We start from the raw sequence: 21,192 nt of genomic DNA on the forward strand, positions 1-21,192 counted from the left end.
CCAGGTCCTCCGGACCCCGCAGGACCGGCGTGCCGGGCAGGCGCCGACGTGCGCAGGTCGCGCTGCCCGGACCCACTGGGGTCGGGCAGCGCACTGCGGAGCCGCTCGCCGGCGCTGCCCTACTTGGGTCCGCTCTTCCGCGCGAGTTCGAGCGTGCGCGTCGACTCGGTGTGACCGGCGATGTCCACCGCGCGGTAGTCGATGGTCGTCGCGCCCTTGCCGACGCGGATCGGACCCGTGTAGGCCTGGAACTCGCCGCCGTCGATCCGGTACTCGATCACGCCGATACCCGACATCGCGTCCTTCGCCGTCAGCGTGACGATCCGCTTCTTGGTGTCGACCTTCGCCGACGTGACTGGGGCAGCGGTGTCCCGCTGCACGGAGACCGCGGCTTCTTCCGACACATTGCCCGCCGCGTCGGTTGCCCGCGCCTTCACGATCGTGGTGCCGTCGGCGGTGACGGCGACCGGCTCGACGTAGGGCTGCCATCCGGATCCCGTCGAGATCTCGATCGTGGGCGCATCATCGAGGTCGTCCGTCGCTGCGGCGGCGACGGTGACGTCGCCCGTGAACCAGCCGGTCGCCGGCTCGGCCGGCGACGTCGTGAGCGTGACCTTCGGAGCCTCGGTGTCGACGACCTCGGGCTGGATCCTGAACGCATCGACGATCATGTAGCTGCCCGACTTCATCGTGCCGGTGATCGTGTGAACGCCTGGAGCCAAGCCGCTGATCGAGAGCACCGTCTGCTGATGCAGCCGGGTCGCGTTGAAGAACGACTGCGTCGTGTAGAACGCGCCGTCGAGGGTGACGTCGACCTCACCGAGGTCGGTGTTGACCTGGGAGATGATGTCGACGCCGGTGCCGTTGAACGTCAGCTCCCACGAGTCGCCGAGGTTCTGCGTCGCATCGATGTCGCCCAGCCATGCACCCCCACCGCCCCGCGCTGCGTCACGCCAGACCCACGACTCTCGAGTGGGTGCCGGAGCGCTTCGGTAGATGACACCGGAGGTGTTGTTGATGGTCTCGCCATCGGTCGGCTTGGTGAGCTCGACCGTCACGTTCGTCGAGGCCCGGCGCACGCCGAGGGTCATCGACGCACCGGCCGGCAGCGCGTTGTAGGCCTGCCAGAACGAGTTGCGTTGCTCCGTGACCTCGGTGCCGTTGATCGTGCGAATGAGGTCGTCGGTGCGCAGGCCGGCCGTCGCGGCCAGGCTGCCGTCCGGCACGGAGACGAACTTCACGCCCTTGAAATCACTGATCGCATAGGACGACTGCTCCGCCGTGGTGGTGATGTTGGCGATGTCGCCGCCCCAGAGGTTCTCGACGTACTTGCGCCGGGCGAGCTCGATCGGATCGGGGCCGCTCGTTCCGGTCGGGAGCACTGCCTCGGGCGGGAGTGCGCCGTCTGCGGCGCCGAAGCCCGTCATCGGGATGTCTTGGAAGCCGAGAGCCAGGGCCGGCGACGTGCTCCCCACGGTGAAGTCGTAGTTCCCGGTCGGGTCGGCATCGGAGAACATCGGATCGCCGACGGCCGAGTCCTGGTCCATGCCGGCGGCGTACCAGCTCGACGCGGTGTTGAGCGTCGTGCCGTCGGCGGAGAGCTTCTCGGTGACGCCGCCTCTGGGCCTGACATCGATCGCGGCTCCGGCGTTCCAGAAGAGGTTCTTGCCGATCGTGTACTTCGCGAGGGCGGGGTCGTTGAGCACGTTGTCGTAGGGAAGCCTGCCGAGGGTGATGTTGTGTTCGATCACGTCACCGCCGGGCATGTAACTGACTTGCTCGAACGTCGCCCCGTTGAGGATGAGGTTGTTGCGCAGCGTGCGCTCGAAGCCGTCGCGGAGCTTGACGCCGCCCTTGAGCAGGACGTTGTTCGTCATGACGAAATTCGATGAGCCGTCGTCGAGGTCGATGGCCCAGTCGCCATCGTGCCAGAACCGGTTGTGGTCGATGGTGATCGGCTTGATGACGTCGAGCTTCATCATGGCTCGCGCCTGCTCGGCGGTCAGCTGGCCACCCGTGTTGCCCATGAAGGTCACGCCCTCGGCCAGACTGGCGAACGCGTTGTTCGCGGCACCGGTCTTCCAGAACCGGCTGCGGCCCCACGAGTTGATCGAGCCGTTGTCGCCGGTCTCCCGCACGCAGTCGAAGATGTCGTTGTCCTGGATGAGGTGCCCGCCCCACGTGTTGTCGGAGAAGTTGAGGCACGCGCGAGGGCTGTCCGACAGCGAGTTCCCACGAACAGTGACGTCGAGGGCCATGGCGATGTTGACGGACGAGGTCTGCTTCTCGTAGCGACCGTTGTTGCGCATGACATTGCCCTCGATGAGGATGTCGCGCGGGTAATCCTCGGTCTTCGGCCCGCGCTGCCGAGATCATCGATCGGCGGGGTGGTGAAGTAGTTGCCGGCGTAGTTGCGAACAGCGGCGGGCGATCCGACGACGTGTACGTCGGTGGCTCCGTTGTTCTCGAATCGGCTGCCGGTGATCTCGGTGCCGCTGTTGTATCCCTCGAGGTAGACGCCGTTGCCGCCGAGGTCGGTGAAGGTCGAGTCGGTGAATGTGACATCCCGACTGTTCTTGAGGTAGGCGGCGCCCTTGGCGACGACCGACCAGTCGCCCCGCGAGAGGCTGACGAAGGGGCTGTTGAAGAGGGTCCGGTGGGTGCGCTCGAAGCTCAGGTTCTCGAAGGCGATGTCGTGGATCGGGTCGGCGGACGAAGTGCCGGTCAGCGTGACGAGCTGGTCGAGTTCGCCGACCTCGATGGTCGCGGTCGAGAGGTCGACCCCCGGGGCGGGCTTGAGGTAGAGCTTGTTCGCGTCGCGATCGAGGAACCATTCGTTCGCGGCGTCGAGCTCTTCACGGATGTTCTCGACCATGACGGCGTTGGAGTTCATCGGCAGGGCGGCATTGCAGTCCTGCGGACGGTTGTTGTCGCCGACGAACGTCAACTGGAGCGCGTCGCTGACGCGCCCGGCGATCGTGAAGGAGACGCTGCCCCAGTCGTGGCAATGCATGGCGCGGACGTAGCCGGTTGTCGGCTTCGACCAGCCGGCCGAACGGGAGTTCAGCGTGGCCATCGACGTCGTGCCCTCGAGACGGGAAGCGCTGTCGTTCCAGTTCGGGTATCGGGCCATGACCTGGCGTGCATCGTCGACGAAGAGCTCATCGAAATCGACGCCGGCGGGGACATCCGTCACCATGACGCTCGGATCGGCCTCGGTCGGCGTCCAGGTGCCGGTGAGCTTGCGGCCGCCGTTGATCGTGGCGCCGTTTCCCGCGCCGACCCAGCGCACGGGTGCAGCCTCGGTGCCCGAGTCGGCGTTGGTCAGCGCGAGGGTCGAGTCGAGGTAGTACTCGCCTTCGGCGAGCTGCACGGTCACCGGGGCGCCGCCGGCGAGGGCGTCGCGGACGAGTTCCTGTGCCTTCGTCATCGTCTTGACGGGCGCCTCGCCTGAGGTGCCGGCATTCGCGTCGCTCCCGTTCGTCGCGACGAAGACCGTGACGGCTTCGGCGGCCTGCGCGGGGAGCGCGGCAAGTGTGGACAGCGCGATGGCAGCGATACCCGCACCGGCGATGGCCCGAAGGAAATGGCGCGCCCAAGGGGCCGCGCCGCTCGTCGGGGTGACCTGATCTGACACTGGAACTCCCTTGTTCAGCGTGTGTCGAGAATCGAGGTTCGGATGAAACATCCGATCTCTCCGGCCAAGGCTAGAGGTGTCAAGCCCAAAGCGTCAACGTTTCGGCGATGAACGGCGGAGAATACCTCCGATGTTCAGCGGGGATGCCACAGCAAACCGTGAGACGCGCATGCGGGTGCCCTCCGCCTGTTCGGCACGCGCGCGCCGGTGATGTGCTCGTCGTGGAATGAGGACGCCCACAGCTGCTCTCGGCTCAGCCGAGCAGCTCGACGATCTCGCCCGCGCGTCCGCGCTCGAGCAGGCGCTGGACGTGGTCGGCGATCTGCTGCGGCGGGATCAATGGCCCGGCAGCGCGCTGCTGGTCGAGCGTGAGCGCCGCGAACTGCCGGCGTGCACGCTCGAGGCCGATCCAGCCGGGAACGACGGCCATGACCCGGACATCGGCCCGGTCGCCGAGCGAGCTCGTGTAGCGCCGGATGGCGGCCTTCGCCGCTCCATACTCAGGCGACGCGTACGGCTCATCGCCCTCGCCGGCGCTCGAGCCGATGTTCACGACCGCTCCGTGCGCCGCTGCGAGCCGCGGCCAGAGCCGCTGGGTGAGGAGCATGGGCGCGATGAGGTCGAGCGTCAGCGCGGCCAGCCAATGACCGGGATCGGCGTCGGGATACTGCGCGCCGATCGACCAGTCGCCGGCGTTGTTGACGAGTGCCGTGATGTCGGGGCGCTCGAGCAGCGAGTCGGCCGCGGCGTGAATTGCTTCGACCGTCGACAGGTCGGCGTCGACGACCGGTACCGGCGACCCGTGCCTGGCCTCGAGCTCGTTCGACGTCGCCGCCGCTGCCGCTTGGTCGCGGTCGACGAGGAGGACCCCTCGACCCTTCGCGAGCACGGTGTCGGCGATGACGGCTCCCAACCCGGCTGCTCCACCCGTGACCACGACGGTTCCATGCATGCTCTCATCCTGCGCTGCCGCACCGACAGTGAACAGGTGCCCTCCCGCTCTGCACGAGCGGGAGGGCACCCGATTGCCCACCGGCGAGGATCAGCCCGCCGCGTACACGCCGAGCTCCCAGATGGAGTAGCCCCAAGTGGTCTTGCGGTCGATGCCCTGCATCCGCACGTACTGCACCGGCTCGTCTTCGGGGAAGGTGTAGAGGTCGAGAGCGCAGGTCGAGTCGTCGACCGTGCGAATCGTCTTCCACGTGGTGCCGTCGGTCGAGGTCTGCAGTTCGTAGGCGGTCGCGCAGGCCGCCTCCCAGTTGACCGTGATGCCGCGCACGACCGTCGGTTCTGCGAGCTTCACCTGCACCCATGAGTCGTCGCTGTACCCGGAGGCCCAACGGGTCGACGGGTCGTCGTCGTTGACGTTCTCGGGTCCGAACCGGGGGACCTCGGTGCTCGAGGCCGACGCAGTGCCGGCAGGTGCGACGTTGACGACGTCACCGGCTCCCCACATGGCGAGCGTGAACCCGATGCGGCCGTGGAAGACGTCGAGCACGCCGTCGGCGATGCGCACCTTCGCCGTGCCCCACGTGTTGTCGGGCGGGTCGACGACCACCGCTGCGGCCTGTGCCGCCGTGGCCTTCGCCGAGGCGGCGAGCTCGTCGGATGTCGCGTCGTCGCCGTCGATCCGAGCCTGCACGGCGTCGAGCAGCTGCACCGTCGACTGGCCCCAGAGGGCGGTCGCGTCGAGCCAGGGGCTCGCGTCCGACAGGAACGCCGCGTCGGTCGGACCGGAGCGGATCGCTGCCGGGGCGTCGGCGATGGACTGGGCGTAGGCGCGGAGATCCGCCACCGCCTCGACCCGCTTATCGGCGTCCCAGCGCTCCCAGAACTCGGCGATGCGAGCGGCGAGCTCCGGCGACTGCGGCTGCCACGGCGCCCCGAAGCTCGGGGCGAGGTGGTTGAGGTCGGCGAACACCCGCAGCGCAGCGCTTGTCGGGGCATCCTCACCGGCGATGTACTGCAGCGCCTGCGACCAGTTGTGCTCGGCGTTGTACGCTTCGTCGTTCCACGTGAAGTCGGCGACGCCGAAGATCGCGATCTTGCTCGCGGCCGCCTGGTTCATCGGGTTCGAGACGATGCCCGAGAGGTACTCGCCGAGGCCGGCCTCGCGCTTGTCGTAGGGCGCGAGGAGCAGGCGCCCGGCCGTCTGGCCGTAGTCGTTGACCGGGTAGTTGTCCCAGAGGAAGGTCGGGCCGCCGAACACGGTGGCGGCCTTCTCGGCTTGCTCGACCGTCACCTCCTGGGGCACGACGCCCTCACCGGTCCACATCACGACGATGTCCTCGTCCATTCCGCGCAGGGCCGTCTTGTAGCCCGAGTCGGTCGTGTTGTAGTACTCGGTCGGCACCATCTGCAGCGGGTACACGCCCTCGTGCGTCTCGACGAACTCCCGCTGAACGCGGTCGAGGAACGTCGCCTGGGCCACACCGGCCGTGCGCGCGCTCGGTGCGCCGAACGCCGTGCGATCGGCGTCGCAGTGCCAACGGCCGTAGTCGATGTCGTCGAGCGGGATGTTGAAGGCACGAACCCCGAGGTCGTACATCTGCTGCAGCTTGGTCACGAGCGCCTGGTAGTCGGCGTCGCTCGAGTAGCAGACGGTGTTGCCGGGGGAGAGGGCGAACGTGAAGCGCACGTGGTTGTCGGTCGCCGTCTGCACGAGCCCGCCGAGTTCGGCCAGCTTGTCGGCCGGATACGGCTCACGCCAGCGATCACGGTGATACGGGTCGTCCTTCGGCGCGTAGATGTAGGTGTTCGCCTTGACGTCACCATAGAACTCGAGCTGGTCGAGACGTTCCTCGTGCGTCCACGGCTCACCGTAGAATCCCTCGATCGTTCCCCGCAGCGGCATCGACGGGGAGTCGCTGATCGAGGCGCCCGCCACGCGGAAGCCGCCGTCGTCCTTCGGGACGAACAACTGCTCGAGCGTCTGCACCGCATAGAACTGGCCGGCCGGGTCGACACCGCCGAGTGCGATGGTGCCGAGGGGCCCTCGAGCTGCGTCGGCCCGGACCGCATAGCCCTCGGCATGGGACGGCACCTCCGTCGCGCCGAGCGTGGAGCTGATGTCGGCCCGGGAAGCTGCGCCGAGCTGGATCGTGAGTGGCGCCCGGCCTGAGGCGCTGGCTCGCTCGTCGATACGGTCGACGCCGTGCTCGTCGAGGGTCGCTCGCAGCGCTGACAGGGCACTGGGGTCGGTGCCGGCGTCGACGACGACTTCGACGCGCCCCGGCACGGTGATGTCGGAACCGGCCCGAGTCATCGACTGCGGTGTCGGACTCACCGCCGGCAGGGCACCGGCTGGAGGGGCCGCCGCCGCCGGGAGCGGAACGAGTGCTCCGGCAAGCGCGACGGCGCAGATTCCTGCCGAAGCCAGCGTCTTCCGTATTGATTGCATCATTGCCTCCAACTATCTCGACGACCCTCGTGACAACTTCGTTAACTTTGTTAACCCAGTAAACTAAGTGAATACGAAACTAGGCGATGCCATGGGATGCGTCAAGAGACCGGCCACGCCGGCTGCTCGCCGCGAGCGGCGACGGAGGGTGACATCCAGCCAGGAAGGGAGGAGGCTGGGGCGCATGGGAAGGGTGACGATTTCATTCGAGATGACACTCGACGGGGTGTTCGACCAGATGGAGCAGTGGTTCGATCCAGAGGACCCGGGGGTGCAGCGGGCCTCCGACGCGCTCGTGTTCGGTGCCGACGCGGTGCTCCTCGGCCGGGAGAGCTACGAGTTCTTCCGCGAGTACTGGCCCGCGCAGACCGATGACCGCGGCTTCGCGGCGCATTACAACGCGCTCCCGAAGTTCGTCGCGTCGACGACCTTGTCGGGCCCGCTCGACTGGAACGCGACGCTCATCGAGGGCGACGTGGCCGAGGCGGTGAGGAGCCTGCGCGAGCGGTACGAGTCGATCATCTCGCACGGCTACGGCGGGCTGGCGGCCACGCTCGTCGACGCCGGCCTGGTCGACGAGATCCACGCCGGCATCCATCCGTTCATCGTGGGCAATGCCCGAGACCGGCTGCGCACGCCGCATCCGGTCAGCCTGCGACTGCTCGATGCGCAGACCTACGACTCGGGCATCATCGCCGCGAGGTACGCGCCGGCATAACGAGCTGCGGGGACTCCGAGGCATCCGCTCGGGCATCGCCATCTAGCATGAGCGGGTGGACTTCTCACTGACCTTCACCCCCGACCTCATCGCCGTCTTCGTGACGCTGTTCGTGCTCGAGATCGTGCTCGGCGTCGACAACGTCATCTTCATCTCGATCCTCGCGTCGAAGCTGCCCAAAGAGCAGCAGGCCCGCGCACGCAACCTCGGGCTCACCCTGGCCATGGTGATCCGGGTGGTGCTCGTGTTCTTCGCCGGCTGGATCATCACGCTGAAAGACGACGTCGTCGAGCTCTTCGGCATGGGCTTCTCGGTGAAGGACTTCATCCTGATCGCCGGTGGGCTGTTCCTCGTCTACAAGGCGGTCACCGAGATCCACCACAAGCTCGAGGGAGCCGAGGAGGAGCACGGCGCGGCGCCCAAGAAGATCACCTTCGCCTCGGTGCTCGCGCAGATCCTCGCGCTCGACATCGTCTTCTCGCTCGACTCGGTCATCACGGCCGTCGGCATGACCGAGAACCTCGTCGTCATCGTCACCGTCGTCGTGCTCTCGTTCGGCATCATGCTGTTCGCGGCGCGGTTCATCTTCACGTTCGTGAACCGCCACCCCACGGTGAAGATGCTCGCCCTGTCGTTCCTCCTGCTGATCGGCGTGTTCCTCATCGCCGAGGGCTTCGGCGTGCACATCGACAAGGCGCTCATCTACGCGCCGATGGCGTTCGCCATCCTCGTCGAGGCACTCAACCTCATCGCCTCCGCACGCAAGGCGAAGCGCGAGCACCGGCGTCAGCAGGCCGTGCAGTTGCGCCCGGAGTACCCCGACGTCGACGAGTCCGTCGCGGTGTCGGCCGCGCTCTCGACGGGTGCGGGCCGGGGCTCGGTCGGCCTCTCGAACCGCCCGGTCGAGGGCGAAGCGGATGTCTCGGAGGAGCGCGCCGGGCTCGGCTGAGCGCCGTCTATTCGTCCTGCTGAGCCGTCTGCGGCTTCAGGCGCCCCGCGACATAGCCGCGCTGGATCGGATCCGCCCAGTAGTTGCCGTGGTTCGCGGGCCGGTTCCATGCGCGGATGTCGCGGAGTTCCTCCTGGTCCATCTGCACGTTCATCGACTTCTCGCCCCAGGGCGGGTCGTCGAGCGGATCATCACGGAAGGCGGCCTCGGTGATCGGCGTCGCGACGGGATCCGTCTCGCGCCAGAAGTTCGCCCACCCGGCTGAATGGTCTCTGACCCTCCCGAAGAACGTCGCATCGAAGTACGCGGGAAAGAAATGCGCGTAGAGGGAGTACAACGGTGACCCGCAGGTGACGAGGTCGACCTTCCGTTCCGGGGTGCCATGCACGCCCACGAACCACGCCGCGATGACCGAGCCCTGCGAGTGCCCGGCGAGGAGCACGCGGCGGCCCTCGAGCTGGCTCAGTTCGTCCCTGATCCCGTTCAGCACCGGTGCACGGTAGGACCGCCCGGAGAGCGGGTGCCAGCGCACCGGCCAGAATCCGATGATGTCGGCGACGGTCGATCCGAGGCGGCGCGCCGTGCCGTTGAAGAACAGGAAGAGGACGACCACGATCGCGCCCGCATGGGCCACGAGCACGACCGCGAGGGTCGAGCCGGCCCCACCGCGGGCCCTCCAGAGCGCGAGGAGCACGAAGAGGCCGGTCCAGAGCAGCCAGGCGATCACGACCGTGACACCGAGCCGTGAGGGGATGCTCGCGACGAGACGATGCGTGTACCGCCACACGTCGACGAGTCGAAGGGATGCCGGTGCGCCGGCCTTGCCCGCGCCGACCAGGTTGGTGAGCCCGAAGGTGACCGCGAAGACGAGCAGGCCGAGCACGGCCAAGCCGGCGAAGCTGTTCGGCAGCCACTCGCCGCTGGCGACGTCGCAGCCCAGATCCGCTCCCCGCACGTACGTGCGTCCACCCCGGAGGCCGGTGGCACGGTCGAACCAGCCGAAGAGGTCGAACCGGTCGAGGTACGTCAGGATCCACTCGATCGCGAGGCGAAGGGACCCGCCGAGCGCATGCATCAGCCCCATCGCCGCCGAGAGCGCCATGGCCGCGCCGGCGAGTTCGGTTCGCTTCGGGGTCTCCCTGCGCCCGAACGAGAGGGCGACGAGCACGAGTGCGATGATGCCGGTGAGCAGCACCGATCCGACGATCCAGCTGTTGACCGGATTCACGTAGGTGTCGAAGGACGGGTCGGTGGCGGCACGCCGACAGAACTCCTCGGCGGCCATCCGGTCCGATGGGTCGTGCGGCCGCGGATACGTGAACAGCGCGAGGTATTCGGGCGATGGCACCCGCAAACGGGTCGGCGGAAAGGCCACGACCAGCGCGCCGGCGACGAGCACCGAGAGGACGTGCAGCCCCGTCAGCCAGAAGTTGACCCCGCGCTCGCCGTCACCCACTCCTCCGACCTGCCGGCGGGCCCTCCAACGGCGGTGCAGGTACGCGTGACGGATGACGATGCTGATCGCGTAGGCCACGAAGACGAAGATCACCGTCCATTGCCCGATGCCTTCGCGACCACCCGCCGCGAGGTAGTCGAGCACCGTCTCGGCGATCAGGAGCAACCAGAACAGTCCCGTGAGCGTCGCCAGCAGACCGACCAGGTTCACGCAGACGACGAGAGCGAGGTTCTTCGCCGATGGCGTGACACCCTCGCGCGCGTCGGCCATCTGGCCGGCGACGTTGACGAGAGAGAATGGCAGCGCCGCGAACCAGATGGCGCCGCGGGCGTGCCGACGTGATGTGCGCGACCAGTTGAGCAACCGGAGTTCATGGCTGCTCGGAAGCTCGGGCGCGAGCATCGTGTCGGGTCCGCGGGGAAACCTCGATGCGACCACGGGTCCGCTGCCGATCGAGTCCATCGGCCGATGGTCGCCCATGCCGTGGATCCGTATCTCAACGCCGAGCGCGGAGTCCTCCGCGTCCCTCGCGGCCGTCATGTGGCGAGCGTAGTGCGTGGGCGCCGCCGGCCACTGCCTCCAGTCCGGGGGTGCCGCACGACGCGTCCGCTTGGCAAGAGGTCGGGCCCGAAGAAGCAACGCGGCAGCAGGCCGTCGTAGGCTCGGTAGCATGACCGACGATCCCTTCGTCACCCACCGCAGCCTGCTCTTCACGGTCGCCTACGAGATGCTCGGCTCGGCGGCCGACGCCGAAGACGTGCTGCAGGAATCCTGGCTGCGATGGGCGGATGCCGCACAGGAGCAGGTGCGCGACCCGCGCGCGTACCTCGTTCGCATCGTCACGCGCCAGGCGCTGAATCACCTGCGCACGGTGTCGCGCCGCCGCGAGTCGTACGTGGGGGAGTGGCTGCCCGAGCCGCTGCTCACGATGCCGGATGTCGCCGACGACGTCGAGCTGGCCGAGAGCGTCTCGATCGCGATGCTGACCGTGCTCGAGACGCTCGGGCCGACCGAGCGCGCGGTCTTCGTGCTGCGCGAGGTGTTCGACGTTCCGTACGACGAGATCGCGGTCGCCGTCGACAAGTCGCCGGCGGCGGTGCGGCAGATCGCGCACCGGGCGAAAGACCATGTCGCCGCTCGGCGGCCGCGCATGGAGGTGGAGCGTTCGGAGCACGCCGAGGCGGTCGAGCGATTCGTGGCCGCGCTGAACACGGGCGACGTGCAGGGGCTCATGGACGTGCTCGCGCCCGACGTGGTGTCGGTCGCCGACGGCGGTGGCAAGGTGCGGGGTGCCGCGCTTCGCCCGATCATCGGCGCCGACCGCATCGCGAGGTACCTGGTCGGCGGGCTCGCGAAGTACCCCGGCCGGTACTTCGCCGCGCCGGCGTGGGTGAACGGGCAGCCGGGTATCCGGGTCGAACTCGACGGGCGGATGGCGGGGGTCGTGAGCCTGAGCGTCGAGCACGGGCGGATCACCCGCATCTACTCGATGGCGAACCCCGAGAAGTTGGGCTGGATGGGGGCGGCCGCCGAGTTGGCGCGGTGAGACGAGCGCGGGCGACGCCGGCACCCCACTCAGGAGAGCTCGTCGCGACGGCGTGACAGGTAGGCGGTCTCGGCGGTGTTGCCCGCGAGCGCGATGGCCCGGTCGTATGCCGTGCGCGCCTCCTCGCGGCGTTCCAGTCTGCGCAGCAGCTCGGCGCGAGTGGCGTGGAAGGCGTGATACCCGTCGAGCGCGTTGCCGAGGGGGTCGATGACCTCCAGCGCGGCATCCGGACCCTCGAGCTCTGCGACCGCGATGCCGCGGTTGAGCGCGACGATCGGCGAGGGATCGAGGCGGACCAGCTGGTCGTAGAGGGCGACGACCTGCGACCAGTCGGTGTCGCGGGCGTCGAGTGCGTCGGTGTGCACGGCGTTGATCGCCGCGAGCAGCTGGTAGCGACCAGGAGGGGCACCGGAGTCCAGGCGGTCGCGCACGAGCCGGTGCCCCTCGGCGATCAGTGCCTCGTCCCATGCGCCTCGGTCCTGCTCGCCGAGCGGGACGAGCTCGCCGTCGGCTGAGACGCGGGCGGGGCGACGAGCCTCCGTGAGGAGCATCACGGCGAGCAGTCCGGCCACCTCGCCGTCATCGGGCAGCAGCGTGCGGATCAGGCGCGTCAACCGGATCGCCTCGGCGGTCAGGTCGGCGCGCACTGGGTCGGTGTCGGAGCCCGTCGCCAGGTAGCCCTCGTTGAACACGAGGAACAGCACGGCCAGCACGCCGCTGATGCGCGCCGGCAGGTCTCGCGTGTACGGCACCCGGTAGGGGATGCCCGCCGCCGCGATCTTGCCCTTCGCGCGGGTGATGCGCTGTCCCATGGTGCTCTCCTGCACGAGGAAGCCGCGGGCGATCTCGGGCACGGTCAGGCCCCCGACCATGCGCAGCGTCAGCGCCACGCGTGCTTCCATCGCCAGCGCGGGGTGACAGCAGGTGAAGATCAGCCGGAGCCGGTCGTCGTCGATGGCGCCGAGCGGCTCGGGCGGGTCGTCGTCGGTCAGCATCAGCGCCTCCCGGTGCTTGTCGACGCGCTTGTGCTCGCGCCGGATCCGGTCGATCGCCTTGTGATTGGCGGTCGTGGTGAGCCACGCACCGGGGTTCGGCGGGACCCCGTCGGCGGGCCACCGCTCGACCGCGGTCGCGAACGCCTCGGCTGCGGCCTCCTCGGCGATGTCGAGGTCGCTGAAGCGCTTGGCGAGTGAGGCGACCACCCGTGCCCACTCCTCGTGGTGGGCACGGGTGATCGCCGCGCGCGCGTCGATCGGGCTCACGCGGCCAGGATCGGTCGCACCTCGAGCCGGCGGTTGCAGGCCTTCGACCCCTCGGCCATGAGGCCGAGCGCGACGTCGAGGTCGGGGGCGTCGATGATCCAGAAGCCGGCCATGTGCTCCTTCGACTCGATGAAGGGTCCGTCGGTGAACACCGGGTGCTCGCCTCGGCCGTCGATGACCGTCGACGTGCTCGGCGCGGCGAGACCGGCCGCGAACACCCAGTGGCCACCCGCCCGGAGGCGGTCGTTGAAGTGGTCGATCGCCACCATCTCCTCGGGGGTGCCGGAGTTGCTCCGGTCGTCGATCACGGAAACCAGGTACTGCATCTCACACCTCCACGATGGGGTTCACGGCCATCTTGCTCCTGTGCTGCCGGCTACGCATACTGCGGGCGCCCGCCCGGCCGATACCTCTGCACGGTGATGCCCGTCGGGAACGTGCGTGATTCGAGCAGCTCGAGGGCGAAGTCCCGGCCCTCGTCAGGGAACAGCCGCGTGCCCGCGCCCACGATCACGGGGCAGACGATGAGCGTCATCTCATCGACGAGTTCGCGTTCGAGCAGCCAGCGGATCAGCTGCCCGCTGCCGTGCACCTGCAGTTCGCCGCCGGGCCTGGCCTTGAGTTCGCGGATGGCCGCCTCGAGGTCGCCGGAGAGCACCGTCGTGCCCGCCCACGTGGCCTCGCTGAGCGTGTTCGACGCGACGAACTTCGGACGGGTGTTCAGGGCGCCGGAGAACGGATTGTCGAGCGCGTCCTTGACCCCCCAGTAGCCGGCGAAGAGCTCGTACGTGCGCCGGCCGAAGAGGAACGCGTCGGCGCGCTGATAGCACTCGGCGATGTAGCCGATCGACTCCTCATCGCCGAGCGGCAGCGCCCACCCGCCGCGCTCGAACCCTGGGTCGAGCTCCGGGTTGTTCCCACCGTTCGCCTGCATCACGCCGTCGACGGTGATCTGGGTGTTGGTGATCAGCTTCATGGTCATTGCCCTCCTCGTCGCCCCTCGCGGGCGACCTCACTCTTGCTACGAACAGCGGTGCCGCGATCCGACAGCTCGAGGAGAAATTCCTGTTTCGCAACCAATGGGTTGCACGAAAACCTAATTCCTGCAACCATTAGGTTGCACATAGCGAACACGAGATGACGGGAATGGAGGCGGCGCGATGCTGCTCGAGAAGAAGGTGGCCGTGATCCACGGCGGTGGCGGTTCGATCGGAGGCGCGGCGGCGCGCGTGTTCGCCCGTGAGGGCGCACGACTCTTCCTCGCGGGCAGGAGCCTGCCGCGACTCGAGGCTGCAGCATCCGCCGCCAGAGCCGAGGGGGCGGATGTCTCGATCGCCGTCGTCGACGCGATGGACCAGGCGGCGGTCGACCGGCACGTCGACGAGGTGGTGGATGCCGCCGGCCGTATCGACATCGCGCTGAACGCGGTGGGATTCGACCACGTGCAGGGCCTGCCGATCGCCGAGACGTCGCTCGACGACTACCTGCATCCCGTGGTCGGGTACCTGCAGACGAACTTCGTGACCGCGAAGGCGGTGTCGCGGCGCATGATCGCGGAGGGGAGCGGCGTGATTCTCACGATCTCGACCCCCGGGGCGCGGCTCACCGGCCGCGGGCTCATCGGCAATGCCGCCCAATCGGCCGCGCTCGAGGGGTTCTCGCGCGCGCTCGCCGGCGAGCTCGGGCCTGACGGCGTACGGGTGGTCTGCGTGCGTCCGCACGCGATGTCGGATGCGCTCGCGACCTCGTACACGCGCGAGATGTTCGGCCGCACTGCTGACGCCAACGGCGTCTCCATGGACCAGTTCGTCAGCGGCCTGGCCGCCATGACGCTGCTCGGCCGCCTGCCGGTGCTCGACGAGCTCGCGGAGTACCTCGCGTTCGCGGCATCCGATCGTGCGGGTTCGATGACGGGGGCGATCGCGAACCTGTCGGCGGGAGCGCTCGTCGACTGAGGCGGATGCCGCGCGTGCCGTCACCTCGGAGCCGGCGGCCGCGGCGGTGGACGAGTGGCATGGGGTTGCGGCGCAAGCCCCTGCCCGGATCCGGGCGACCGCGTCACGATCGAAGCATGCTCCTCATCTTCGGCGCGTGGCCCCGCGAGCGAGTGCTCACGGTCGTGACGTTCGTCTGCGAGTACTGCCGCACCCGGGCATCGCAGGACGTGGTCGAGCGCGCGACGAGGTTCTCCGTCTTCTTCATCCCGTTGTTCACGGTGTCGCGGCAGTACTTCGTCGTGTGTTCGAACTGCGGCGGCATGACCCCGCTCACCAGGGAGCAGGCGACGCACGGGGTCGAGTGGGCGGCGCAGAACCGGCAGATGAGCTGACCCGGGGAGCGGCTGCCGTGGTCGCACCCGTGGCGCGACGTCCGCGCACCGAGCATGCTGAAGGGCATGAGCGAGCGGATGCACCGGGCTGAGGTTCGATCGCTGCGGGTCGCCCGCCCCGACGGCGCCGAGATCGCGGCCGAGGCGATCGGTTCGGCGGGACATCCGGTCGTGCTGCTCGTCGCCGGGGGCGAGAGCTCGATGGATTGGTGGCGACCCGAGTTCTGCGACCTCATCGTCGATCGAGGGCTGTGCGTGGTGCGCTACGACCAGCGCGGCATGGGCGAGACGACGCTGGGCCCGCCGGGTACGCGCCGTGACGGGCTGACGGTCGCCGTCGACGACGCGATCGCGGTGCTGGATGCCGCAGGCGCCACTGATGCGCACTGGCTCGGCTTCTCGGCGGGCGCATGGGTGGCGCAGCTCGCCGCGCTCGACCACCCCGGTCGGGTTCGCGCGCTCACCCTCGTGTCGACCAGTCCGACGATGTTCGAGTCCGATCCCGACCTGCCCGGTGCGACCGCCCGCATGCAGGAGGCGTGGGCGAACCCGCCGCCCGAGCCCGATTGGAGCGACCCCGACGCCGTGATCGAGTACCACGTCGACGTCGACCGCGACTATGCCGGCGACGAGTTCGACGTGGCGCACGACCGCGCGATCTGGGCGGACACGGTTCGCCGATCGCCCGGAATGCACCGCGACGAGGGCCGGGCCGAGGTCATCGAGCCGGCTCCGCGCTGGCGGGAGCGGCTCGGCGAGATCCGGGTGCCGACGACGGTCGTGCACGGCACCGCCGACCCGGTGTTCCCGATCGGGAACGGTGAAGCGCTCGCGCGTGACATCCCGGGGGCGCGGTTCGTGTCGCTCCCCGGCGGCGGGCACGAGCTGCCGCCGGCAGCGTGGGGTGCCGTGGTCGAGGCGGTGGCCCGCACGGCGTGATCAGCGCTCGAGCGCGCGTGCCACGCGCAGCCATGGCACGGATGCGTCGGGGCGTGCCGCCGACCCGCGCGCCTCGCCGTCGCAACGCACGACGACGGCCCAGTCGTCGAGTGACGTGCCCGCCGCCTCGAGTCGTTCGCGCAGCCGGCGCACCGCCTTGGCCGACGGTTCGCCCTGCACCGAGACGTGCGCCATGTGCGTCTCGGCGATGGCGGAGGCGGCCTTCACGAGTGGGCGAGGAAGCTCCAGGCGGCGCCCCATCGAGCGGATCAGCTCGGCACCGTGCTCGGCGTGGCCGTGCGAGGTGATGCGCCCGTTCATCCTTCGAGTCGTGTCGGGCTTGCCGAGGTCGTGGAACAGGGTCGCGAGCACCAGGACGGCTCGCCAGTCGGAGTCGACGCCGCGCTCGTCGGCGTATGTCGCAGCGAGATCGGCTGCCCACAGCGAGTGCACGAGCACGTCGCCCTCGGGGTGCCAGCGCGGGTCCTGCGGCGTCACCGCGAGCGCCTCGAGCTCCGGCACGGAATCGACGATCCCGTGGTCACGGATCGCGCGCGACGGGATGGGCTCCTCCCGTGCAATGCCGAGCAGCGCAGCTCCCACTTCGCGATCCGAACGGATGCCGCGACCACTCATCCCGCATCCCTTTCTCGCCCGCCTCAATCAGACAGGCGCGCGCTGACGACCCGCATCGAGTCGCCCTGGATTCGAACGACGCAGCGGACCAAGGCGTGGTCGACGTGACCCGACTCGTCGACGGAGGTCACGGAGCCCGACACGCGGTCGGCACCGTCGGCCTCGGTGACCTGGAACGACCGGGACACGTCGATGTCGGTGTGGCCGCGCGATTCCAAGGTGGCCTCGATCGCCGACCGGCACGCGGACTCCACGGTCGCTGGCGGCTGGGACCTGGCCGCCGAGACGCCCACGACCACGGCCGCCCCGCCGATGAGGACGACGACGGGGACGGTGATGCGGGCCCACAGCGGCGTTCGCGCGAGCGGGCTCGATTTCTGTGCGGGCGCTTCGGGAGCGCGTTCGCCGAGTTCAGATGTCATGGCAGCACAGTAGGTCGCACGAGTCGTGGCGGCATCCGTGCGCTCCACGGAAGTCTCTCCGGGGCAGCACCGTCGGCGAGCCGGCCAGCAGGGCATGCGACCGGCGAAACCGCGTCGGCGTCACGGCTCCGTCGTCGGCCGGATGACGCGGCGCGCGACGTTGTCGGCGGCGTCGGCCGGTACCTCCTCGGTGATCCACGGGCCCGTGCCCTCGCTGGGGTCGAGGATGCCGTCTTCGAGCCACGTGTAGCGCCCGTCGAGCACCAGGGCGGCGAGGCGCTCGTCGGCGGCATCCGTGTTGTGCCAGAGCGCGTCGAGCAGCCGCTCGACGCGATCGCGCGACTGCTTCGCGAACGTGTCGGCGAGCTGGTACGCGGACTTGCCATGCTCGGGGGTGTCGGCGGCGATCATCGCCGCACGCACGCACGACGCCGACACGGCGAACAGCTCGGCGCCGACATCGACGACGCGAGCGAGGAAGCCCTGCTTGCGTTCGAGGCCGCCCTGCCAGCGCGCCATGCCGTAGAAGGTCTCGCGGGCGAGCTTGCGACTCGTCCGCTCGACGTAGCGAAGGTGGGGAGCGAGTGCTCCGAACTGGTCGAACGAGGTGGGCAGGTCGCCCTTGCCGGCGACGAGCTGCGGCAGCCAACGCGCGTAGAACCCGCTCGCCGAGGCCGCCGCTTTCAGCCGGCGGGCGATGTCGAGGTGCGGGTCGATCAGGTCGCCGGCGGCCTTGAGGTGCGCGTCGACCGCCTCGCGCGCGATGAGCAGGCGCATGATCTCGGTCGAGCCCTCGAAGATGCGGTTGATGCGCATGTCACGGAGCACCTGCTCGGCGCCGACGGCGCGTTCGCCGCGGGCAGCGAGCGACGCGGCCGTCTCGAAGCCGCGGCCGCCGCGGATCTGCACGAGCTCGTCGGCGATGCGCCATCCCATCTCGGAGGCCCACATCTTGGCGAGCGCCGCCTCGATGCGGATGTCCTTGCGGCCCTCGTCGGCGAGCATCCCCGAGAGGTCGACCACTGCCTCGAGCGCGAACGTCGTTGCTGCGATGAACGCGACCTTGTGCGCGACCGCGGCGTGCTCGCCGACGGGTCGGCCCCACTGCACGCGTGCTCGCGACCACTCGCGCGCGATCTTCAGGCTCCACTTGCCGGTGCCCGCGCAGATCGCCGGGATCGCGAGCCGCCCGGCGTTGAGGGTGGTCAGCGCGATCTTGAGGCCCTCGCCCTCACGACCGATCAGGTTGTCGCGCGGCACGCGCACGTTGCGCAGCGAGGTGAGCCCGTTCTCGATGCCGTGCAAGCCCATGAAGGCGTTGCGGCGGTGCACGGTGATGCCCGGGGCGTCGGCCTCGACGATGAACGCGCTGATGCCGCCGCGGTGTTCATCGGACTTGGGCACCCGCGCCATCACGACGAGCAGCTCGGCGACGACGCCGTTCGTGGTCCAGAGCTTCGTGCCGTCGAGCACGTACTCGGAGCCGTCCTCGCTCGGGACCGCCGTGGCGCGCAGCCGGGCCGGGTCGGAGCCGACCTCGGGTTCGGTCAGCAGGAAGGCGCTGATGGCGCCCGTCGCGCAACGGGGCAGGTACTGACGCTTCTGCGCCTCCGTGCCCGCGAGCACGAGCGGTTCCGGCAGGCCGACCGATTGGTGCGCCGAGAGCAGCGCACCGATGCTGGCGTTGACCGAACCGATCATCACCAGGGCGCGGTTGTAGTAGTGCTGCCCGAGCCCGAGGCCGCCGTACTCGATCGGGATCTTCATGCCGAAGGCGCCGATCTCGGCGAGCGCCTGGAAGGTCTCGTCTGGGATGCGCGACTCACGCTCGATGCGCGCGACGTCGACTTCTCGCAGGAGCGACTCGAGGTCGGCGAGGAACTTCTCGCCGCGCTCGACGCGGTCGGGTTGCGGTCGAGGGTGCGGATGGATCAGCGACAGGTCGAACTGCCCGAGGTAGAGGCCTTTCGCGAAGCTCGGCTTGCGCCACTCCTGTTCGCGGGCGGCTTCGGCGACGGCGCGCGACTGCTGTTCGTCGACGTGCTCGACAGGTGGGATGGCGGAATCACGGATGGCGCTCACGCGAACCTCCTCGTGTTGCGCCAAATCTACGCGCTCGCCTTCGCCCGGGCGAGTCGCCCCGCGCGGGCGTTCCCCTGTCAGGGCGCGCTACATCATCGACTGCAACAGCTGTGTGGCCCGCTGGTTGTCGCTCGTCGCGAGGACGACGCGGTTCCTGGAGGCCACGTAGGCGAGGTTGATGTTGATACCCGCCTCGGCGATCGCGCGCGCCATCGCACCGAACCTGCCTGGCGTGTCGATGTCGGGCTCGGGTAGGTGCGGGCTGACGATGACGTCGGTTTCGGCGTCGACCGTGATGCCGGCGCCGTCGAGCGCCGCCTTGGCGCCCGCGACGTCCTCGACGAGGATGTGGACGATGCCCGTTCCGCCCTCCATGAACGCGCAGAGGCCCTCGATGTTGACACCCGCGTCGCCGAGGGCCTCACCGAGTCGAGCCCCTTCACCGGGCTGGTCCTTGAGCGTGACCAAGAGATCCTTTGCCATGACGGCACCTCCTTCTCGGATGCCTCAGGTCTACGCCTGCGGCCGCGGCGCGTCAACGCGGCGGGCGGCTGCCGGCACTGCGTCCGCTACTCGAGACATGCGGTGCTCGACGTCGCGGCCACCGATGTCGGCAGCACCGGGACGAGCGCCGCGACGACCTTGAAGAACTCCTCGCCGGTACCGCCGTCTCCGTTGCCGATGAGCGCGAGGACCGCGCCGGAGCCCGCGAAGTACTGCACATGCGCGCCGTATCCCGGTTCGGCTCCACTGTGGCTGAGGTCGAGCAGGCATTCGGAGACCGGGTCGATGTGCACCCCCACGCCGAGCCCGTACCCGTACCCCGCGGCGCTGGTGCCTGGTGCGAGGTCGTCGATGCGGGCGGCCCGCAGCTCGGGGGTGAGTCCGTATCCTTCACCCAGCGCGAGCCCCCACGCATGGAGGTCGTCGATCGTCGAGAGCATGGCGCCGGCCGCCCAGGACTCGTGGTTTGTCCAGTCGGTGGTGTCGGTGGGTTGGGGGAGTTGGGCGCAGAATCCCGAGTAGCCCCGGTTGAACGGCTCCGCCAGCACGGCATCGGGAGCGAAGCGGCTTCGCGTCATCTCGAGCGGCTCCATCAGGTGCTCGTCGATCAGCGTGCCGAGATCGGTGCCCGTCGAGTGTTCGAGGATGCGTCCGAGCAGGAAGGTGTTGAACCCCGAGTAGGCGAAGCCCTCGCCGGGTGCGTAGGCCTCGCGGGGTGTGGATGCGCCGATGGCGATGACCTCATCGGGCGTGATCGTCGAGTACGGATCGGCACAGATCCGGTCCAGTTGTGCCTGGCCAGGGCCGCCGATCCCGCTCGACATGTTCATGAGCATGCGCACGGTGATCGCGTTCGCTTCAGGAAAGTCGGGATACCACCGGTCGATCGTGTGGTCGAGAGTGAGCCCGGCCTCTCCGTCGCCGATGACCTGCAGCGCGACCGTGCCGACGATGGTCTTGGTGATGCTCCCGATCTTCGACTGGTTGGCACGGTCCATCGGCAGGTTCGAGGCGAGATCCGAGACGCCTCGAGTGGCGACCCATTCGTCCTGGCCGGGGATCCACAGTGCGACGGTCACGCCGGGCATTCCGGATGCCGCGAAACCTTCATCGAGGGCGGCCTCGAGTTGTGCGCGCACGGCAGGGTCGAGCGAGGTGGTGGAGGCGGTCGGCGGGGTCGAGGCAGTCGTCGGGGCGGGAGTTGCGGTGCACCCCGCGATGCCGCAAGAAAGCGCGAGCGCCGCTATGGCTGCTGCATGCACCCGCAGTCGGCCTTTCGCGCCTCGCACTCGTCGTTGCGCGCTCATGGTCG

Annotated in this window: 19 protein-coding genes; 6 read left to right on the plus strand and 13 right to left on the minus strand. The window is 69.0% G+C overall.

Features of this window, described 5'->3' with window-relative positions:
• Window positions 1–119 precede the first annotated feature (119 nt).
• The 4 genes from QFZ26_RS12655 to QFZ26_RS12665 form a co-directional block, all read right to left on the minus strand.
• Window positions 120–2,027: an OmpL47-type beta-barrel domain-containing protein gene (locus QFZ26_RS12655; RefSeq protein WP_373460762.1), complete on the minus strand. Its 1,908-nt coding sequence runs from the start codon at window positions 2,025–2,027 to the stop codon at window positions 120–122.
• Between the two features lie 5 nt (window positions 2,028–2,032).
• A complete protein-coding gene (locus QFZ26_RS18895) occupies window positions 2,033–3,637 on the minus strand; it encodes a right-handed parallel beta-helix repeat-containing protein (protein ID WP_373460719.1) in 1,605 nt (534 codons plus the stop codon).
• Window positions 3,638–3,890: 253 nt separating this feature from the next.
• On the minus strand, window positions 3,891–4,589 hold the full coding sequence (locus QFZ26_RS12660) for an SDR family NAD(P)-dependent oxidoreductase (protein ID WP_307042627.1): 699 nt from the start codon (window positions 4,587–4,589) through the stop codon (window positions 3,891–3,893).
• A gap of 90 nt (window positions 4,590–4,679) precedes the next feature.
• Window positions 4,680–7,040, minus strand: coding sequence for a beta-N-acetylglucosaminidase domain-containing protein (locus QFZ26_RS12665; protein WP_307042629.1), 2,361 nt, complete (start codon window positions 7,038–7,040; stop codon window positions 4,680–4,682).
• A gap of 190 nt (window positions 7,041–7,230) precedes the next feature.
• Here QFZ26_RS12665 and QFZ26_RS12670 point away from each other — a divergent pair, with 190 nt between their 5' ends.
• Window positions 7,231–7,755: a dihydrofolate reductase family protein gene (locus tag QFZ26_RS12670; RefSeq protein ID WP_307042631.1), complete on the plus strand. Its 525-nt coding sequence runs from the start codon at window positions 7,231–7,233 to the stop codon at window positions 7,753–7,755.
• A 55-nt stretch (window positions 7,756–7,810) separates the two neighbouring features.
• Window positions 7,811–8,704, plus strand: coding sequence for a TerC family protein (locus QFZ26_RS12675; RefSeq protein WP_307042633.1), 894 nt, complete (start codon window positions 7,811–7,813; stop codon window positions 8,702–8,704).
• A gap of 7 nt (window positions 8,705–8,711) precedes the next feature.
• On the opposite strand, the gene QFZ26_RS12680 is transcribed toward QFZ26_RS12675, so the two are convergent.
• Complete coding sequence (locus QFZ26_RS12680; protein WP_307042635.1) at window positions 8,712–10,700, minus strand: hypothetical protein; 1,989 nt, start codon at window positions 10,698–10,700, stop codon at window positions 8,712–8,714.
• Window positions 10,701–10,830: 130 nt separating this feature from the next.
• Between QFZ26_RS12680 and QFZ26_RS12685 the strand changes: the two genes are divergently transcribed.
• The gene (locus QFZ26_RS12685; protein ID WP_307042637.1) at window positions 10,831–11,706 is read left to right on the plus strand and encodes an RNA polymerase sigma-70 factor; all 876 of its coding nucleotides are present in this window, start codon (window positions 10,831–10,833) and stop codon (window positions 11,704–11,706) included.
• Between the two features lie 29 nt (window positions 11,707–11,735).
• On the opposite strand, the gene QFZ26_RS12690 is transcribed toward QFZ26_RS12685, so the two are convergent.
• Genes QFZ26_RS12690 through QFZ26_RS12700 form a run of 3 tightly spaced genes read right to left on the minus strand, consistent with a single transcriptional unit; the run spans window position 11,736 to window position 13,950 of the window.
• Complete coding sequence (locus QFZ26_RS12690; RefSeq protein ID WP_307042639.1) at window positions 11,736–12,968, minus strand: RNA polymerase sigma factor; 1,233 nt, start codon at window positions 12,966–12,968, stop codon at window positions 11,736–11,738.
• Window positions 12,965–13,294, minus strand: a complete 330-nt coding sequence (locus tag QFZ26_RS12695; RefSeq protein ID WP_307042641.1) for a YciI family protein — start codon at window positions 13,292–13,294, stop codon at window positions 12,965–12,967. The genes QFZ26_RS12690 and QFZ26_RS12695 overlap by 4 nt, the downstream gene beginning before the upstream one ends.
• 50 nt (window positions 13,295–13,344) lie before the next feature.
• Window positions 13,345–13,950 carry a dihydrofolate reductase family protein gene (locus tag QFZ26_RS12700; RefSeq protein WP_307042643.1) on the minus strand — a complete coding sequence of 202 codons (606 nt, stop codon included), beginning with the start codon at window positions 13,948–13,950 and terminating at the stop codon, window positions 13,345–13,347.
• A gap of 178 nt (window positions 13,951–14,128) precedes the next feature.
• Between QFZ26_RS12700 and QFZ26_RS12705 the strand changes: the two genes are divergently transcribed.
• From QFZ26_RS12705 to QFZ26_RS12715, 3 genes are all read left to right on the plus strand, one after another.
• Window positions 14,129–14,923 carry an SDR family NAD(P)-dependent oxidoreductase gene (locus tag QFZ26_RS12705; RefSeq protein ID WP_307042645.1) on the plus strand — a complete coding sequence of 265 codons (795 nt, stop codon included), beginning with the start codon at window positions 14,129–14,131 and terminating at the stop codon, window positions 14,921–14,923.
• Between the two features lie 116 nt (window positions 14,924–15,039).
• Entirely contained in the window at window positions 15,040–15,297 is a 258-nt protein-coding gene (locus QFZ26_RS12710) for a zinc ribbon domain-containing protein (RefSeq protein WP_307042647.1), read from the plus strand.
• 66 nt (window positions 15,298–15,363) lie between these two features.
• Window positions 15,364–16,236: an alpha/beta fold hydrolase gene (locus QFZ26_RS12715; protein WP_307042649.1), complete on the plus strand. Its 873-nt coding sequence runs from the start codon at window positions 15,364–15,366 to the stop codon at window positions 16,234–16,236.
• On the opposite strand, the gene QFZ26_RS12720 is transcribed toward QFZ26_RS12715, so the two are convergent.
• The 5 genes from QFZ26_RS12720 to QFZ26_RS12740 all read right to left on the minus strand — a co-directional run bounded on the left by QFZ26_RS12720 (window position 16,237) and on the right by QFZ26_RS12740 (window position 21,019).
• Entirely contained in the window at window positions 16,237–16,872 is a 636-nt protein-coding gene (locus QFZ26_RS12720) for an HDIG domain-containing metalloprotein (protein WP_307042651.1), read from the minus strand. It lies immediately after the preceding gene.
• A 23-nt stretch (window positions 16,873–16,895) separates the two neighbouring features.
• On the minus strand, window positions 16,896–17,294 hold the full coding sequence (locus QFZ26_RS12725; protein WP_307042653.1) for a hypothetical protein: 399 nt from the start codon (window positions 17,292–17,294) through the stop codon (window positions 16,896–16,898).
• Window positions 17,295–17,414: 120 nt separating this feature from the next.
• On the minus strand, window positions 17,415–19,376 hold the full coding sequence (locus QFZ26_RS12730; protein WP_307042654.1) for an acyl-CoA dehydrogenase family protein: 1,962 nt from the start codon (window positions 19,374–19,376) through the stop codon (window positions 17,415–17,417).
• Between the two features lie 87 nt (window positions 19,377–19,463).
• Window positions 19,464–19,859: a hypothetical protein gene (locus QFZ26_RS12735; RefSeq protein WP_307042656.1), complete on the minus strand. Its 396-nt coding sequence runs from the start codon at window positions 19,857–19,859 to the stop codon at window positions 19,464–19,466.
• An 86-nt stretch (window positions 19,860–19,945) separates the two neighbouring features.
• A complete protein-coding gene (locus tag QFZ26_RS12740) occupies window positions 19,946–21,019 on the minus strand; it encodes a serine hydrolase domain-containing protein (RefSeq protein ID WP_307042658.1) in 1,074 nt (357 codons plus the stop codon).
• Between the last annotated feature and the right edge of the window lie 173 nt (window positions 21,020–21,192).

The organism is Agromyces ramosus, assembly GCF_030817175.1.
Classification (GTDB): Bacteria; Actinomycetota; Actinomycetes; order Actinomycetales; family Microbacteriaceae; genus Agromyces; species Agromyces ramosus_A.

Excerpts from the sequence above, each read along its gene's own strand:
- QFZ26_RS12685 (WP_307042637.1), top strand. The coding sequence starts at position 10,831 with ATGACCGACGATCCCTTCGTCACCCACCGCAGCCTGCTCTTCACGGTC.
- QFZ26_RS12680 (WP_307042635.1), bottom strand. The coding sequence starts at position 10,700 with ATGACGGCCGCGAGGGACGCGGAGGACTCCGCGCTCGGCGTTGAGATA.
- QFZ26_RS12665 (WP_307042629.1), bottom strand. The coding sequence starts at position 7,040 with ATGATGCAATCAATACGGAAGACGCTGGCTTCGGCAGGAATCTGCGCC.
- QFZ26_RS12735 (WP_307042656.1), bottom strand. The coding sequence starts at position 19,859 with ATGGCAAAGGATCTCTTGGTCACGCTCAAGGACCAGCCCGGTGAAGGG.
- QFZ26_RS12705 (WP_307042645.1), top strand. The coding sequence starts at position 14,129 with ATGCTGCTCGAGAAGAAGGTGGCCGTGATCCACGGCGGTGGCGGTTCG.
- QFZ26_RS12695 (WP_307042641.1), bottom strand. The coding sequence starts at position 13,294 with ATGCAGTACCTGGTTTCCGTGATCGACGACCGGAGCAACTCCGGCACC.
- QFZ26_RS12700 (WP_307042643.1), bottom strand. The coding sequence starts at position 13,950 with ATGACCATGAAGCTGATCACCAACACCCAGATCACCGTCGACGGCGTG.
- QFZ26_RS12660 (WP_307042627.1), bottom strand. The coding sequence starts at position 4,589 with ATGCATGGAACCGTCGTGGTCACGGGTGGAGCAGCCGGGTTGGGAGCC.
- QFZ26_RS12720 (WP_307042651.1), bottom strand. The coding sequence starts at position 16,872 with ATGAGTGGTCGCGGCATCCGTTCGGATCGCGAAGTGGGAGCTGCGCTG.
- QFZ26_RS12710 (WP_307042647.1), top strand. The coding sequence starts at position 15,040 with ATGCTCCTCATCTTCGGCGCGTGGCCCCGCGAGCGAGTGCTCACGGTC.
- QFZ26_RS12715 (WP_307042649.1), top strand. The coding sequence starts at position 15,364 with ATGAGCGAGCGGATGCACCGGGCTGAGGTTCGATCGCTGCGGGTCGCC.
- QFZ26_RS12655 (WP_373460762.1), bottom strand. The coding sequence starts at position 2,027 with ATGGGCAACACGGGTGGCCAGCTGACCGCCGAGCAGGCGCGAGCCATG.
- QFZ26_RS12725 (WP_307042653.1), bottom strand. The coding sequence starts at position 17,294 with ATGACATCTGAACTCGGCGAACGCGCTCCCGAAGCGCCCGCACAGAAA.